We start from the raw sequence: 15,929 nt of genomic DNA on the forward strand, positions 1-15,929 counted from the left end.
GCTTGATCAAAACTTATTTGATCCAACTTTCAGCTCTATTAACGCTAGAGTCACGTATTGTTTTCACAATAGGCTTCTTTGGTAGGTTCATAAATTTCAGTGGGTGTGTTGATCTTTCAGCCGGTGAATCAACTCTCTGCTACCGTAAAAATTTATTACTAATCCAAATGCTTGTTCTTATACTAACTAGATTTATTTAAAATTGCAAGAGAAAAATAAAATTTTTTTAATCTTCAGGAACATAACGCTCTTCTAAACGGCTCATCCACCAGCCTAAACCAGCACCTAAAATACACAATACACCACAGGCAAAGAAGGCCAAAAAGCTAAATCCTGCATAATCTGTCGGTACAATCATTACTGTCGATGCAAAAACAATTCCTAGAATAAAATGGAACATCGGTGCATAGTATCTCGCAAAAACCCAATCCATTACTTTAGATAGACTTAGTACCACGACTAATCCACCAATACCAATCGGAATAATCACGCCTAAATCAATTGTCTTAAAACCATCAGCCATCGCTTTATACATCCCCATATAAACTAAAAAGTTTGAAGGGCTCAGTCCAGGTACAATTAAACCTAAACCAATCAAGCCGCCAGCAATCATCCAAGTGAAAAAGTTTTGATCCACTTCACCAAATAAGCTAGAGCCTTGCCATAAAAATAAAAAGCCAACTACAAAACTCACGACTAAAATAATCATATCTTTCGTATCGCGACCTTTTTTCCCCGCTTCTTTCCACAATGCCGGCACAGTTCCAATAATACAACCCACAAAAAACCATAGCATAATAGTCTCAAAGGAACCAAGTAAAAAACTGACCGCAAAAGATAAAACAAAAACCCCAGTCAAGCCACCTAAACCTACTGGAATAAAAAATAAAACATTTTCTTTAAAATTTCGCGTTATATGGGCTAAAAAAGAAATAATTCGTTCATAAATACCAAAAACTGCCGCCAATGCCCCGCCACTGATTCCCGGTAAAATAAAACCTGAACCGATAAACATCCCTTTAACAAAACGTAATATCCAACTACCTACATTTTTTTCAGACCGTGCCTGCTTTTCCATTTAATAAAAATCTCCTTCTCTCTTCGTCATCTAAAATAGTTTAACGATAAAGAAAGGAGGAGACAAGTTATTTTTTAGTTGGTTTAATTTTTTTATAAAATTCTATAAGCTTTCTTTAGGAAAATGAGCTAGTTTAGCTTGTCCTTCAAGTTCTTCTTCTATCCGTAAGAATTGATTGTATTTTTCTACGCGTTCACTACGGGCCATTGAACCCGTTTTGATTTGGCCAGCACTCAAAGCCACGGCAAAATCAGCAATAAATGTATCTCCTGTTTCGCCAGAACGATGAGAAATCATAGTAGTATAGCCATTTTCCCGTGCCATCCGAATCGTTTCGATTGATTCAGATACTGTTCCAATTTGATTTAATTTAATTAAAATAGAATTGGCAATATCATTTTTAATTCCGTCTGCAAAAATCTTCGGATTGGTGACAAATATGTCATCGGCAACTAATTGAATTTTATCTTTCATTGCCTCCGTCATTAATTTAAAACCGTCCCAGTCATGTTCAGAAAAACCATCTTCTATTGAAATAATAATTGGGTATTTTGCAACTAGATTTTGGTAATAAGTTAACATTTCAGCAGAAGATAATTCTTTGCCTTCGAATTTGTATTTTTTGCTAGCATCATCGTAAAATTCACTGGATGCTGGATCAATCGCTATGGCAATTTCTTCAATTGGTGTATAGCCAGCCGTTTCAATTGCTTCAATCAATGTTTCAATAGCTACTTCAGTTGAGGGTAATTTAGGAGCAAAGCCACCTTCATCACCAACTGCCGTTTCATAACCATTATTAGCTAAAATAGCTTTCAAAGTATGATAAATATTAGCAATTTTTTCCACACCATCGCGAAAGCTTTCACGTTTTACTGGCGTAATTAGAAATTCTTGCACATCAATTCCTGAATCTGCGTGAACCCCACCATTAATTACGTTAAAAAAAGGTTGTGGTAGTTCTAAATCTACTCCACCTAAATAACGATATAGAGGAATGTTTTTGCTCGCTGCGGCAGCTCTAGCTACTGCCATTGATACCCCTAAAATCGCATTAGCACCTAAACGACTTTTGTTATCCGTTCCATCCAGATCAATCATAATTTGGTCAATTACAGCTTGATCAAAAGGTCTTTTACCGATCAAAGCATTTTTAATTTCTGTATTTACATTATCTACGGCTTTTAACACACCTTTACCTTGCAAGCGACTACCGCCATCTCTTAATTCAACTGCTTCACGATCCCCAGTTGAGGCACCGCTAGGAACTTCAGCACGACCTAATGTCCCATCTGTTAATATAATATCGACTTCGACAGTTGGATTTCCTCTTGAATCAAAAATTTCCCGAGCTTTTACATTTTCAATAACTGTTGACATAATAATTCCTCCTTATTTTTGCAAACAAAAAAACACCTATCGAAAGGTAAATTTTTTTGTAAGCAGACAAAAAAACTTAACTTGCAATAGGTGTCATCAGCTTTGCAGCGGTTATAGGGGAACACCATCCCTTTGATTAAATAAAAATATACACTTATTTCAAAAAACAATCAAATAATAACTATTTTAAATTTTTGTAGGCACGATTCAGGAATTCTTGCCGTTCCTCTGAAGAAATCGTACCAATTAAATCCAAATGATGCCAAGCTACTTTTTTCACACCCACATCCTTTAGCGTAGTAATCAGCTGGTGACGATAACTATCATTGCAACGTTCTTTCAGACTTTCAGTCGATTGTTCTGATGTTGAAAATACAACTGCTGAATCAATCTTCAATAGCGGCTGAATCCCATTTCCTTCATCATAAAAAGCAAATTGATTTAGCAAAATCTTATCTAAAAAACCTTTCAAACTTGCTGGTGTAGCATACCACCAAACAGGAAAAATAATTATTAACTGCTGCGTATCTTTCAATATTTCCATGTATTTTTCAATCAATGGATCTAATACTTTTCCTGCTTGATAAACAGCCAACTCATTTTCTGTCATAACAGGATTAAACCGATCAGCTTTTAGGTCAATTACTTGATAATCTTTTTTATCAGTGATTAAATGGCTGATTAAATTTTCTTTGATTTGGTGATTAAAACTTTTTTGATAAGGATGATCAATTAAGATTGTGGTTGTCATCATGACGCCTCCTACATAATGGGAATATTTTGATAAAAGCCTGTTCACAATTTAAAATTTTTTTCATTTATATAATACTAATTTTGCAAAAAAAGAGTGTTAAACTTTATTTCAGTTTAACACTCTTAAATACAATATTGAATGATTCGTTGCTTATTTGCTTAAACGTTCTACGTCGCGGGCAATCATTACTTCTTCATCAGTCGGAATCACGTAAACTTTTACACGAGAGTCAGCTGTTGAGATTTCTGCTTCTTTACCATGGATTTTTTTGTTTAATTCTTTGTCGATTTCAACACCAAACCAAGACATATTTGCTATAACCATGTCGCGAACTAAGTCAGCATTTTCACCAACGCCAGCAGTAAAGACGATTGCATCTACACCATCCATTACTGAAATATATTGCGCAATATATTTACGAATCCGATCAGTATAAATTTCCATTGCTAAAATGGCATCTTCATTTCCTTCAGCGTATGCATCTTCGATATCACGCATATCACTTGATAAACCAGTAATTCCTAAAACACCAGATTTTTTATTTAAGATATCGATCATTTCGTTAATGTTAGCAATGCCTTCTTTTTCCATAATGTATGGTAATAGAGAAGCATCCACATCACCAGAACGAGTTCCCATTGTTAAACCTGCAAGTGGCGTGAAGCCCATTGAAGTGTCGACAGATTTTCCACCTAAAACAGCAGCGATTGAACCACCATTTCCGATATGTGCTGTGATAATTTTAGTTTCTGCCAAAGGTTTGCCTAATAATTCTGCCGCTCTTTCGGACACATAACGATGGCTTGTTCCGTGGAAACCATATTTACGAGCAGCGTATTTTTCATAATATTCTTTTGGCAAGCTGTACATATAATTTACTTTAGGCATTGTTGCGTGGAATGATGTATCAAACACAGCCACACTTGTAATGTTTGGTAAAATATTTCTGAAAGCTTTGATTCCCATTGCATTGGCTGGGTTGTGTAATGGAGCAAATTCACTTAATTCTTCGATTTTTGCTAAGACATCGTCGTCAATTACGACTGAATCTTTAAAGTATTCTCCACCTGCTACGACACGGTGGCCAACGCCAGTAATTTCATCAAATGAACCAATGATTTTTAAATCAATTAGTTTATCTAACAGCATTTGAACAGCAATTTCATGATCTTTAATATCTAGTGTTTGATTAAATTTTTCACCTTCGCCATATTTGATTGTGAAGATTGAATCATTGATTCCAATTCTTTCGACGATTCCTTTGGCGATTACGGTTTCCTCAGGCATTTGGTATAACTGCCATTTCAAACTAGAACTTCCGGCATTGATTGCAATTGTCTTTGACATTTTAAGTAAACTCTCCTTTGTTTTTTTACTATAAATTAGAGGATTTCCATTCCTCGAATTCGCTGAAAAATTGTGACACTTTGGCAGGATCTTTTAGCGTAGGTAATTTTACCAACAAGACTTTTTTGGCTTGTTCTGCTAACGCTCCTGGTTTTTGCAATATAACAATACTTTTTCTTGAATGGACTGACTGGAATAATTCATCTGGTAATTGGATAATACCTTGTAAATAAACTTTCTCTTTCAGCCATTTCTGTAACAATGGGCCTTGTTCTGCCTCCAAAAAGTTACTTGGAACTAAAAACAAACCATAGCCATTGTCTTTCACATAATTCATCCCTTGTTCTAACAATAGATGATGGGCATAACTGTGATCTTTCGTGGCATGAGTGATAAATGATGCTGCCTTTTCATCGTGTGGATAAAATCCAACGGGCAAATCTGCCACAGCAAAATCAACTGGGTCCACCAATAAGTCTTGCAAGCTATCTTGATGAAATAATTCCAACTCAGTTTCGCTTAACAAACTGTCAGAAGCTGCGATAGCCAATAAAGTTTCATCAATATCGACCCCAATACCATGTACATTGTACTGTGCTAATTGTAGATTAATCAAAATAGTTAACAATAAATTTCCCATACCAACGGCAACATCTAGCACCCGCAAGTTTTCTGCTTTATTTTTTGTTAACTGCTCAATCAGAAACACAAATAAAAACCCAATACTATCAGGTGTTAACTGATGATTAGGTTGTAATTGTTCCCCTCTAGCACCTTTTAACAATAATAATTGACTTAACTTACGCCATTCCTCACTACTTAAATCCAACGCTAAAATTTCTTGATAAACTTTTTCAACCTGCGAAACAATTTCTGCATTAGGTTGGCCGTCCACTATTCGGACTTTGGCATTGTCTACCAAATTCTCTGCATTTTCGATATAGGCGTCAAAAAAAGAAGTGTCTAATCCTTGTTGCAACTGAGAAATTGTGCTTTCCATCAAAGCAAAAGCCTGCTCAATTTTTTCTGTATCCATCTTACACCTCACAAAAAATATATAACACCTTCGATACCTGTTTTATTTTAGCTGAGTTTTCAAAAAATATCAATCGCTTTCTTGATTGTTAAATAAAAGTTTCTTTCCTGTTTAATCTGTTAAACAGACTATACTAATTTTCTGCATTATTCGATACAGCCTCGTAAAAAAGATATTGTTTGTCTTTTAATTTTACTACGATTACTAGTTTTTGTCCGTTCCTATGATAAACAAGTTCCCCCAGATTAAAAGGCCATTCTCCACTTTCTTGTGGCAAATTAGGATAATCAATTAAAAATAATTCTTTTGCCGTTTTTCCTTGATACAGTTTTTGACTTTGATGATTAAAATCTATCGTTTCTTGGTAACTAGTTAGTAATTGTAAAGCTAAAAAACTAAACAAGAAAAGCACCAGCATCACCGTCAGCAGAATACCTCCGGGATATGATGTAACTGTCCTTTTTGACCAAATTGTCTGTAAATGTGACTTCAAAGAATATCTCCGCTCCTTCTTGTTGGCAAGTGAATTTTTTTACGTCAGTCAGTAATGGCTGATGACCATTATTTTTACTTTTGGCGATTTTTTTATTTACCAAATAAATTTTGACGCTCTTTTCTTCCTCCATTCCCAAAATTTGATTTCTCTCAACACGATTAATTTCAACTTCTTCCAATTCATTTTCCAGCTGTAACAAAAAAACTTGCCATTCTCTTTCGTTATGACTGGAGACAACTTTTTCAGTTTGTTGGACATGCTTAAACAAGCCACTGATTAAAAGTAATAAACCGCTCAACATCAAAAGTGCCACTAAACATTCTATCAAAGTGAATCCTTTATTCTTTGCCAATCTTAGCTGTCCCTTTTTCCACCCAACAATTCTCTGCTGAACCTTGGACATTGTCATCTCCTACCTCTCCGGTAATACGCAAACGACGACTCGCCATATAAAGACTGCGATAATCTGCCAACTGCTGCATTTGAGATTCTTGATTTATCTGAAGCTTGACTGATAAATCCAAATAACCAAAGACAATTACACAAAGAATCCCTAAAGCAACGACACTTTCTATTAAAATATAACCCTTACTTCCTTTCAAAACGTCCACTTCCTAGCATGAATTGATAAATGATTTGTTTATCCGTGCTTAATTGTTTAAAAATAATATTCGAAAAACTGCCGGGACTTTTAGAAATTGAAATGTTTCCTGTACCGCTTTTAAAATAGATGGTATAGCTATTATTTAATAACCGAATATCCTCGGGTAAACTGATATTTTTTTTAGCTTCTGGATCGTTGGCAATCATGAAAATGAGTTCTTGGTTCTCTTTGGAAAGATAAACGGATGATCGAGTTCCCTGGGTAATGGCCAATTGTTGAAAATGTAAAAGGGATTTTTCAATCCGATAAAAAAAGAAATTTTGTGTGAGCTTACTATGCCATTTTCCAATCGCTAAAGTTGGTAACAAGACAAAGCTGGTTACAACAAATAAAACCAGTAACATCTCAAATAAAGTAAAACCTTGACGCTTAATCATTTCTTATTTTCCTGATAAATTTTGTACTGCTTAGCATCCACATAATTAGGGACCAAATCACCTTCGCTGGGACTCTGACCATCATGTTCCATTTCATATAACTGAATTTGTGTTTCCACTACTTTTACAACCGCAGCATTATTTTTTTCCTCAGCCATTTTTCGTTGCTCCATGATTTTTGGTACAAACAGTAACAATAATAGACTGATCACAAATAAAACAACCAACATTTCTAAAAGCGTAAAGCCTTTTTGTATTCTTTTCACTAAAAACCCTCCAATCCGCTAGTTATAGGTAATAACATAGCCACATAAATACTGACAATCAACACAGCAACAAACAAAAAAATTAGTGGCTGCAACCAGGAAATCATCCATTCAATACGACTAAATAACCGTTGCCAAATAATTTCACTATAAATCAATAATTCCTTACCTAAATTTCCACGGGCTTGTCCTTGCAATATGATTTGACTAAATTCTTGTGTCAAAAACGGATATTTTTTTATTTGTTCCGGTAACGACTGGCCGTTATTTAAAGCAGTTTGTAAATCTTCGGCTAAATCTTTCATCAGCGAATCACGATCGGTTACCAATAAACATTGAATGATTTGAATTAGTTCCAAACCTTGATTAAATAATTTCCCCCACTCTAAAGCAAAATATGCTGAGTAATAATCTCGATGCAAACTACCAATTAGCGGAAATTTCGATAATCTAGTATAACGGGCTAAATAACTTTGTTTTTTTCTGTTCTGTCTAAAATATAATGTAAAGCAAAAGCCACAAAATATAATAACGAAAATCAATATTGGAAAATCATGAATAAATAAGACTGCTAGACTACCTTGTTGAATCATGCCACTAGCCAATAACTCAGGTAATAAGAAAAAACGCATACTTAAAAGAATCAAAACTAAGAAAAGTAATAATAATAGTGGATAAGAAATTGCTTTAATAAAATTGTTTCGCTGTTTTTCTAGTAAATCCATTTGTTGACCAATACCAATCAATGTAGCAGGTAAATCGCCATGAATTTGAGCCAATTCTAGTTGTAAAAGTTGATCTTTACTATAAGATAATTGATTTAATATACTCGCCAGTGATTCACCAGCACTTAAATCTGCCTCGACTCTTGTAATTAACTTAGAATCAAACAATTTACCTGTTTGAAAAAAACCTAAGGCCTGAGACAGACTAAAGCCATTGTTCAATAATTCTCCTAAAAGTAGAACAAATTTTTTTTGATCTTTTTTAGTCATTTTTTGTTTCAAAAGCTTTCAGTCCTTCCACCCAAGATGCAGCAACGCCAGTGTTTAAAAACTCATAAGCCAACATTAAGCCGACTTCATTTGTTGCTATTGGCAATAATTCCTGATAAACAACTCCTTTTAACACCTCTTTTAACAGATCGGTTTCCCCACCCAATTCATATGCACGGGCAGTTGCTCCTGCTAAATCTTTGGCGTGAATCGTGGCAAAAACACAATGTCCTGTCAAAGCGGCACGAACAGCTGCCTGAATCGTTTTAGTATCGCGAATTTCTCCAATAATTAAAATATCTGGATGGTGTCGCAAGGATAGTTTGATTAATTCATCGTAGTCTTGATTGATTTTGTCATTAATTTGAAGCTGTAGAAAATGATCCACTTCGATCTCTACTGGATCTTCAATCGTAATCACCTGTCCCTCCATTTCTTGGGCTAGTTTATACATTAAAGTGGTCTTTCCTGAGCCAACTGGTCCACTAAATAAAAATAAACCGCGACCGGCAATTTGTTGTTGGATGATCGTTAATTGTTCCGGCACACAATAATTTTCTTGGCTCACCCCAAAAGTATGCAAAAAGCGAATCACTAAACTTTCCCTTTGACGATAATCGCCGACACTAGACAACCGTAAGCGCTGCGGACCCTTCAATAAAGGATAAGTAGTTGCCCCAAATTGTGTTTTACGATGCTCACTTACGTCCATTTCACCAATGTATTTAAAGCGACTAATTAATTGTTTGCCTTGATCTAGAGAAATTTTTTCTCGATTAAAATAAAAAGGACCTTTGCGAAAATAAATTTCATAATAGTCGTTACCAGGTTTAATGTAAAAATCTTGCATTTGGTTATCTGTACCATAAGCAATCAATTCATCTGAATAAAGTTCAACTGACATTTGCTTCACCTCTATAAAAAAATACGCAAAAAAAAGCGAGAAAACTAAAATTTAGTCTCTCGCTTTGGAAATAAATCGCGCTTCTACTCGATAAATCGGTTGGCCCTTATTGGAAAACTTCTCTTCATATTCTGTCATAATGTTGCCTTGATAATCTGATTGATGTAAATCCAACCACACTTGTTCAATCACCATGCCGTATTTAGAAAAGCTACTTAACGAGTATTCAAATAATCCTTGATTGTCAGTTTTAAAATGAATTTCTCCGTTAGGTTTTAAAATTTCTTCGTCAATTGCTAGAAATGTTTTAAAAGTTAAGCGGCGTTTTTCATGCTTTTTTTTAGGCCATGGATCGGAAAAATTTAAATAAATTTGATCTACTTCATTTTCGGCAAAATAATCTGTTAAATCAGATCCGTCAACATGCAACAGTTGTAAATTTGGTAACTCTTCTGCAATTAATTTATCTAGCGCTAAAGACACCACACTTAACTGCATTTCAATCCCGATATAATTTATTTCTGGGTGTGCTTTTGCCATCCCCACAATAAATTGACCTTTTCCAGTTCCAATTTCAATCTGAATAAGGTTACTATTCTTGAATCGTTCTTGCCAATGGCCTTTTAATTTTTTTGGCTCATTTGGGATATATTCTGGATGAGCTGCAACTAACTCAGCAGCTCCAGGACGATTTCTAACACGCATCTTGTTCCTCCTAATTTCATATCGTTATTCACAACAAAAGCTGAACTAAGATGTTCAGCTTCCGGCAAAAATACGTTTTAATTGTAAAATTGTTCGATTCATATGATGGATTTCTCCTCGCATATAAAAGCGAGAAATTTCAAGTAGAATGCTCATTAAAGCATACCAATACACCCGTTCAATATTGGCATCAGTTGGTTGAATCCCATATCTCAGGAGCCATGTTCCCCAACTAGAAAGCGGAACGTAATTCCCTAAAATAGTACCAATGTCTAAAGCCGGATCAGCAAACATAACTGAATCCCAGTCCACCAAATATAAATAATTTCGACAAACTAGCCAATTTCGATGATTGACATCACCATGGACAACAGTATATTTCTTTTTCGGATATTTTGGTAGATGAGTAGTTAAATAACCATGGACTTTTTCTACAAATTCGTTTTCCTTCAACTCATTTGGTAAATCGGCTTCATAGGATGCTAATAGTTGCTCTGGTGAAACTTGTTGGCCGCCGATTTTTTTTAACATAGTTTTTAATGATTCAGAATGATGCAAATGATACAAAACATCAATTACATCATTACGTTGTGTAATTTCATCGGCTTCTAAAAGACGACCATCTAACCATTCTTGGGCAGTTAACGTATCGCCATTGCCAGTTCTTTTAATCCAAACTAATTTTGGTGCAATTCCTTCTTGTGACAAGGCAGCCAGCATTGGCGTTGTATTCTGTTTGATAAAAACTCGTTCGTCTGCTTTGTAACCAATATAAGTTTTTCCAGTATCACCTTTTATCGGTTGCAAACGCCAGTCGCTATCTAACTGAAATTCCATCCTTGTCCCCCCTAACAATTAACAGTAATCCTTATTCTAGCCACCTGAACTCACTTCGTCAAGGGCATATACGTTCGTTTTTTTAGATTTCGCTTTTATTTTCTTGCACAGTCATTTTGATAACCTCGCTGTAAGCCTTTAGCAAACGATTGGTTATCGTACCAACTTCACCTGTACCAATCTTTTGATGATCAATCGAAACGATTGGCATAATTTCTGCCACAGAACTGGTTTTGAAACATTCATCTGCTTGTAACAATTCTGTGGTCGTAAATGGTTCTTCAATTAACTCGATATTTAAAGCTTGAGCAATTTCTCGTAATTTTATTTTAGTAATCCCAGGCAGTACCAATTCACCATCAGGATGAGTAAATAATTTTTGATTTTTGACCATCCATAAATTTGATGCAGAAGCTTCTGTTACTATACCATCTCGTTCTAAAACTGCATCTTCAAAACCTTTTTGCTTGGCTTCATCTAACGCCATAATATTTCCTAACAAACTAATTGATTTGATATCACAATGAAGCCAACGTTTATCAGCTACAAAACCACAATGAATCCCATTTTTTTGTTTCACTAAAGGTCGACTTGCTGGTTGAATGTCAGCAGTCAATACAGCCTTGACTTCCTTAGGATCAGGAAAATCATGCAGACGAGGCTTGCAAACACCGCGAGTCACTTGGAAATATAAACGTCCTTCTTTAATCCCAACTTCTTCAGCAAAACGGTGTAGACGGTGACTAAATTCTGCACGTTCAAAAGGCAAAGTTAAACGAATTTTATCTGCACACGCCCACAATCGATCTAAATGTTCTTTTTCCATAAAAAATTGACCGTCATAAATCCGAATGACCTCATATAAGCCATCGCCAAACTGATAGCCGCGATCCTCTAAATCAATCTGTACCTCTGTTTCATCAACAATTTCTTCATTCCACAAAACTTTCATAACTAAGCCTCCATTTTTTTCACTCGAATTGGTAAATAAATCAAACTAAAGACAGTAATCTCAATCACTAATATCCCAAAAACTAAGGCACTTTCTAACAAACTAATTCGCCCTAAAGTACACAAACTAAAAATAACCGCACCTGTCGCTAACAAGACAGCAATTAATTTTTGTAGAGCTTTTTCTTTGGTTTTTTTCGCTACTGGATATAATTGTGTCAACGTTACATAATCAAACTGACCATACAAAGGTATCAGCTGAAAACCAATTAAATAGATAAATAAAGCACTAACCCCGGCGGAGAAAATAAAATCATTTAACGAGAAAATAATTACGCTACCCAAGACGATTAGACGTAGAAACAACCCACTTATTTCCGAACCACGAAAAGCTCTTCTAGCAAATAAATACAAATACGTATTTTCTTGTTTGAAAGAAATCTTGCTTAAAAAAGGATCCAGATAACGACGACGTTTCACCTTAGCTTCAATTTCTGGTACATCGGTAAATAGATTAATGAATTGATAAATTCGATGTAATCGCTGATTTTCACGATTAATTAGAAAGGTCCAATCTAATAATCTGTGATGACCATTTAACCAACCAATCAGTCCAGCCATTAATGCTAATGCAGTAATCATACCAATGATAGCACCAATATATAAACTAACAAAAATAATTCCACCACTTAACAAAAACCAGCCGATTTTTATTTTTTTGACTAAACTTGCTGTCTCTTGATAGCTAGCAAATTTTTCAATCGTTAAAAGACTATATTTCAATACCCACAGCATAATTAAATATGGGAAAAATCGATTGAAAGAACTATTTTGTGCTAAAACAACTAGTGGCATAAGCGCGCCACATATTAATCCTTCTACTAAAAAAGGAAAAGGCAATGAATGACGCAAAGATTTATTTAAATAGCCAGTCATTTCAGTTTCTTTCGGTAATAAAAAAGTCATATCCGCTGGTTCAACTAATGTAGCTAAACTACCAAAGGGTAAAATAAACCACCAAACCACTCCTACAATTGGCAAACTCCATATAAAATCAGCTGGCAATTGTTTTAATAAATTTGAATAATAGAAACCTAAACCACCGACTAAAAATAAGCAAACCAAAACAAAATGGTCATTTAAAACATAGCGCATATAACGCATCATCTTTTTTTGATGACGAGCCAAGCGCTCTTTAAAAAAGTTATCCATGAGCCTGCTCCTTTGTTAAAGCAATGTAGATTTCATCCAAAGAAGCTTCTGGCATTTTAAAATCTTGCTGTAATTCAGCCAAAGTACCTTGTGCGCGGACTTCACCCTCATGTAAAACCACAAAACGGTCGCAATATTTTTCTGCGGTTGCCAAAATATGGGTAGACATCAAAATTGCCGCGCCTGCATTTTTCATTTCCACCATTAATTCTAATAATGCATTAATCGCTAACGGATCCAATCCTAAAAAAGGTTCATCGATAATATAAAGACTTGGTTGAATTAAGAATGCACATAAAACCATCACTTTTTGTTTCATTCCTTTTGAAAAATTGGTTGGAAACCACTCCATTCGGTTTTCTAAACGAAAGGTTTTCAACAATTTTTCTGCTCGTTCAAAAGCGATATCCTTTGAAATATCGTAAGCCATAGCAGTTACTTCGATGTGCTCTCGTAAAGTTAATTCTTCATATAAAGAGGGTGTCTCTGGAATATAACCAATTTTTTTTCGATAATCCTCCGGTGATGTCTGTAGCGTCAAATCATCGACTGTAATCGAACCTTTCGTTGGCGTCAGTAATCCAATAATATTTTTAATAGTTGTTGATTTACCAGCACCATTAAGACCGATTAAACCAATCATTTCCCCGTTATCTACATCGAAACTGATATTTTTTAAAACTGGTAGATGACCGTAACCACCAGTCACTTGCTGAATCGCTAAACTCATTGAAAAATTCCTCCTAAATTTCAGACTTTTTGGCTATTTAAGTCTGATTTAACTTTGTCTTTATCATATATTAAAGATAGTTGCCATTTCTTTCTTGTCAATTATACCAAAGTCTTTTACTTTTTCACGCGAAAGCTTTGGAAACATACCCAGAAAGTATAACTTATGGTAAAGTAAAACTAATCAATTCAAAAGAAGGTGCTAGAATGGAAAATTGTATATTTTGTAAAATTATTAATCAAGAGATTCCTAGCTATAGAGTCTATGAAGACGAAAAGGTTTATGCCTTTTTAGATATTTCTCAAGTAACTAAAGGCCATACCTTAGTTGTACCGAAAGAACACGTTGCAGATATTTTTGAATACGAAGAAGACTTGGCAGCAAAAGTTTTTGCTCGTATTCCTAAAATTGCCAAAGCAATCGAGAAAGCTTTTCCTGAGATGGAAGGCCTAAACATTATGAATAATAATAAAGAATTAGCTTACCAATCTGTCTTCCATTCCCACATTCACCTGATCCCACGCTATTCGAAGAAGGATGACTTTTCGATTCATTTTGGTGATCATACTGGCAAATATTCGACAGAAGAAATGACTGCAATTGCTAACGCTATTAAGGAGCAGGTGAAATAAATGAGCTTTTTTAAAGGAATTCTTTTTGGTGTCGGTGTGGGCTCAGCAGTTGGCTTGTTATTAGCACCAAGAAAAGGTAGTAAGACCCAAGAAAAAATGATTGATGATGTTCGTGACATCGTACAACGAACAGATGAATTGAATGAAAGCCTGAAAAACTTTCGGACGGCCGTGATTGATTTGAAGACAACCTTTGATGCCTTAGTACCAGAATTTACTTCTGGGGTAAAAAAAGATATTGAGGATTTTAATTTTCAAGCAGAACCACGCATCAAACAAATTCAAGAAACCATCGATCATCTTTCGATCGATTAGCAATGAGAGCGGACTTTATGAAAAAAGTTCGCTTGTTTTTTTGATTTGCTTCTATATTTAAAGCAAATGTGTCTAAATTATGAATATTGTTGAAAACTATTGTAAAAACCTTTATTTTCCAAATTTGCTTGTGGTATAGTGATTAAGGAAATAATTACACATATAAATTATAAATACAGGAGTTGTCAAAATTTTATGAAGAAAAAAGTTCTTTTAGCCGCAGTCGGCTTACTAAGTACAGTCGTTTTAGCAGCTTGTTCTGGCGGTTCAAACGCAGACATCGCTACAATGAAAGGCGGAAAAATCACTGTAGAAGATTTTTACGATGAAGCGAAAAAAGAATCGACTAACCAAACTTTGGTCCGTAACATGATTATCTATAAAGTATTTGAAAATGCTTATGGAGATGAAGTTTCTGATAAAGCAGTCGACAAAGAATACAAGAGCCAAGAAAAACAATATGGTTCAACTTTTGAGAGTCAGTTAAAATCAGCTGGCTACACTAAGAGTACTTATAAAGATTACTTAAGACAATCATTGGCCTTCCAAAAAGGCTTAAATGCAAATGTTAAGTTAACCGACAAAGATTTAAAAACTGCTTGGGAGTCATTCCATCCAGAAGTTACTGCTCGAATCATTAAAGTAAGTAGCGAAGATGATGCCAATGAAATCAAGGCAGCAGTTGATGGCGGCGCTGATTTTGCTGAAGAAGCGAAAAGTAAATCAGAAGATACTACTACGGCTGAAGATGGTGGCAAAATTAAATTTGATTCACAATCTACAACTGTGCCAGATGAAGTAAAAACAGCAGCTTTCAGTCTTGAAAATGATCAAGTATCAGATGTGATTTCATCAACTGATTCTTCTACCTATTCAACTAGCTACTACATTGTGAAAATGGAAAAACAAAGTTCTAAAGGCAACGACATGGACAAATACAAAAAAGAATTACGTAAAATTGCCCGCGCAACAAAAACAAGCGATTCTACTTTTACTACTAAAGTCATTCGTAAAGAATTGAAAAAAGCAAATGTGAAGATTGAAGATGATGGTTTCAGCAGCGTATTGTCTGACTTCTTAGAAACTTCAAGCAGTACATCAGAATCATCTTCTAAGAAAAAATCTTCATCCACTTCAGAAAGTGAAAGTTCAACTGCTGAAAGTACAACTGAATCAAGTACAGCAACCAGCGAAAGTACAGCCGCTACTGATAGTTCAGCCGCTGAATAATTAAAACAAGATAACATTTC

General features: G+C 35.0%; 20 protein-coding genes, 1 riboswitch and 1 other annotated feature (1 of these 22 running past the window's edge). Of the genes, 3 read left to right on the forward strand and 17 right to left on the reverse strand.

Going from position 1 to position 15,929, the window contains the following annotated elements; translation table 11 throughout:
- Positions 1-181, reverse strand: a binding site (T-box leader) (it extends 37 nt beyond the left edge of the window).
- Between the two features lie 45 nt (positions 182-226).
- The 17 genes from KUA55_RS12850 to KUA55_RS12930 all read right to left on the reverse strand — a co-directional run bounded on the left by KUA55_RS12850 (position 227) and on the right by KUA55_RS12930 (position 13,732).
- Positions 227-1,078, reverse strand: a complete 852-nt coding sequence (locus KUA55_RS12850) for a DUF368 domain-containing protein (RefSeq protein WP_218326784.1) — start codon at positions 1,076-1,078, stop codon at positions 227-229.
- 102 nt (positions 1,079-1,180) lie between these two features.
- Complete coding sequence (gene eno, locus KUA55_RS12855; protein ID WP_218326785.1) at positions 1,181-2,458, reverse strand: phosphopyruvate hydratase; 1,278 nt, start codon at positions 2,456-2,458, stop codon at positions 1,181-1,183.
- 80 nt (positions 2,459-2,538) lie between these two features.
- A riboswitch (Fluoride riboswitch) is annotated at positions 2,539-2,599 on the reverse strand.
- 40 nt (positions 2,600-2,639) lie between these two features.
- Positions 2,640-3,209 (reverse strand): NAD(P)H-dependent oxidoreductase, encoded by a 570-nt coding sequence (locus KUA55_RS12860; protein ID WP_218326786.1) that lies wholly within the window; start codon positions 3,207-3,209, stop codon positions 2,640-2,642.
- 153 nt (positions 3,210-3,362) lie between these two features.
- Positions 3,363-4,559 (reverse strand): acetate kinase, encoded by a 1,197-nt coding sequence (locus KUA55_RS12865; protein WP_218326787.1) that lies wholly within the window; start codon positions 4,557-4,559, stop codon positions 3,363-3,365.
- 28 nt (positions 4,560-4,587) lie between these two features.
- Positions 4,588-5,595, reverse strand: a complete 1,008-nt coding sequence (locus KUA55_RS12870) for a class I SAM-dependent methyltransferase (protein ID WP_218326788.1) — start codon at positions 5,593-5,595, stop codon at positions 4,588-4,590.
- A gap of 133 nt (positions 5,596-5,728) precedes the next feature.
- The gene (gene comGG, locus KUA55_RS12875) at positions 5,729-6,007 is read right to left on the reverse strand and encodes a competence type IV pilus minor pilin ComGG (RefSeq protein WP_343214728.1); all 279 of its coding nucleotides are present in this window, start codon (positions 6,005-6,007) and stop codon (positions 5,729-5,731) included.
- On the reverse strand, positions 5,991-6,443 hold the full coding sequence (gene comGF / locus KUA55_RS12880) for a competence type IV pilus minor pilin ComGF (protein WP_218326789.1): 453 nt from the start codon (positions 6,441-6,443) through the stop codon (positions 5,991-5,993). Before comGF ends, comGG begins: the two co-directional genes overlap by 17 nt.
- Positions 6,430-6,693: a competence type IV pilus minor pilin ComGE gene (comGE, locus tag KUA55_RS12885; RefSeq protein ID WP_218326790.1), complete on the reverse strand. Its 264-nt coding sequence runs from the start codon at positions 6,691-6,693 to the stop codon at positions 6,430-6,432. The genes comGF and comGE overlap by 14 nt, the downstream gene beginning before the upstream one ends.
- Positions 6,680-7,132 carry a competence type IV pilus minor pilin ComGD gene (gene comGD, locus KUA55_RS12890; RefSeq protein ID WP_218326791.1) on the reverse strand — a complete coding sequence of 151 codons (453 nt, stop codon included), beginning with the start codon at positions 7,130-7,132 and terminating at the stop codon, positions 6,680-6,682. The genes comGE and comGD overlap by 14 nt, the downstream gene beginning before the upstream one ends.
- The gene (gene comGC, locus KUA55_RS12895) at positions 7,129-7,398 is read right to left on the reverse strand and encodes a competence type IV pilus major pilin ComGC (protein ID WP_218326792.1); all 270 of its coding nucleotides are present in this window, start codon (positions 7,396-7,398) and stop codon (positions 7,129-7,131) included. The genes comGD and comGC overlap by 4 nt, the downstream gene beginning before the upstream one ends.
- A complete protein-coding gene (comGB, locus tag KUA55_RS12900) occupies positions 7,398-8,405 on the reverse strand; it encodes a competence type IV pilus assembly protein ComGB (protein ID WP_246601522.1) in 1,008 nt (335 codons plus the stop codon). The genes comGC and comGB overlap by 1 nt, the downstream gene beginning before the upstream one ends.
- A complete protein-coding gene (gene comGA, locus KUA55_RS12905) occupies positions 8,386-9,297 on the reverse strand; it encodes a competence type IV pilus ATPase ComGA (RefSeq protein ID WP_218326793.1) in 912 nt (303 codons plus the stop codon). The genes comGB and comGA overlap by 20 nt, the downstream gene beginning before the upstream one ends.
- 51 nt (positions 9,298-9,348) lie before the next feature.
- Positions 9,349-10,002: a tRNA (guanosine(46)-N7)-methyltransferase TrmB gene (trmB, locus tag KUA55_RS12910; protein WP_218326794.1), complete on the reverse strand. Its 654-nt coding sequence runs from the start codon at positions 10,000-10,002 to the stop codon at positions 9,349-9,351.
- A 54-nt stretch (positions 10,003-10,056) separates the two neighbouring features.
- On the reverse strand, positions 10,057-10,839 hold the full coding sequence (locus KUA55_RS12915; RefSeq protein WP_218326795.1) for a phosphotransferase family protein: 783 nt from the start codon (positions 10,837-10,839) through the stop codon (positions 10,057-10,059).
- Positions 10,840-10,921: 82 nt separating this feature from the next.
- A complete protein-coding gene (dat, locus tag KUA55_RS12920) occupies positions 10,922-11,791 on the reverse strand; it encodes a D-amino-acid transaminase (RefSeq protein WP_218326796.1) in 870 nt (289 codons plus the stop codon).
- 2 nt (positions 11,792-11,793) lie between these two features.
- Positions 11,794-13,002 carry an ABC transporter permease gene (locus KUA55_RS12925; protein ID WP_218326797.1) on the reverse strand — a complete coding sequence of 403 codons (1,209 nt, stop codon included), beginning with the start codon at positions 13,000-13,002 and terminating at the stop codon, positions 11,794-11,796.
- Entirely contained in the window at positions 12,995-13,732 is a 738-nt protein-coding gene (locus KUA55_RS12930; protein WP_218326798.1) for an ABC transporter ATP-binding protein, read from the reverse strand. The genes KUA55_RS12925 and KUA55_RS12930 overlap by 8 nt, the downstream gene beginning before the upstream one ends.
- A gap of 182 nt (positions 13,733-13,914) precedes the next feature.
- Here KUA55_RS12930 and KUA55_RS12935 point away from each other — a divergent pair, with 182 nt between their 5' ends.
- The 3 genes from KUA55_RS12935 to KUA55_RS12945 all read left to right on the forward strand — a co-directional run bounded on the left by KUA55_RS12935 (position 13,915) and on the right by KUA55_RS12945 (position 15,909).
- The gene (locus KUA55_RS12935; protein WP_343214729.1) at positions 13,915-14,364 is read left to right on the forward strand and encodes an HIT family protein; all 450 of its coding nucleotides are present in this window, start codon (positions 13,915-13,917) and stop codon (positions 14,362-14,364) included.
- Entirely contained in the window at positions 14,365-14,679 is a 315-nt protein-coding gene (locus KUA55_RS12940) for a YtxH domain-containing protein (RefSeq protein ID WP_218326800.1), read from the forward strand.
- 195 nt (positions 14,680-14,874) lie between these two features.
- Positions 14,875-15,909 (forward strand): peptidylprolyl isomerase, encoded by a 1,035-nt coding sequence (locus tag KUA55_RS12945; RefSeq protein ID WP_218326801.1) that lies wholly within the window; start codon positions 14,875-14,877, stop codon positions 15,907-15,909.
- Positions 15,910-15,929: the final 20 nt, after the last annotated feature.

Source organism: Enterococcus alishanensis (assembly GCF_019218635.1).
GTDB lineage: Bacteria > Bacillota > Bacilli > Lactobacillales > Enterococcaceae > Enterococcus_A > Enterococcus_A alishanensis.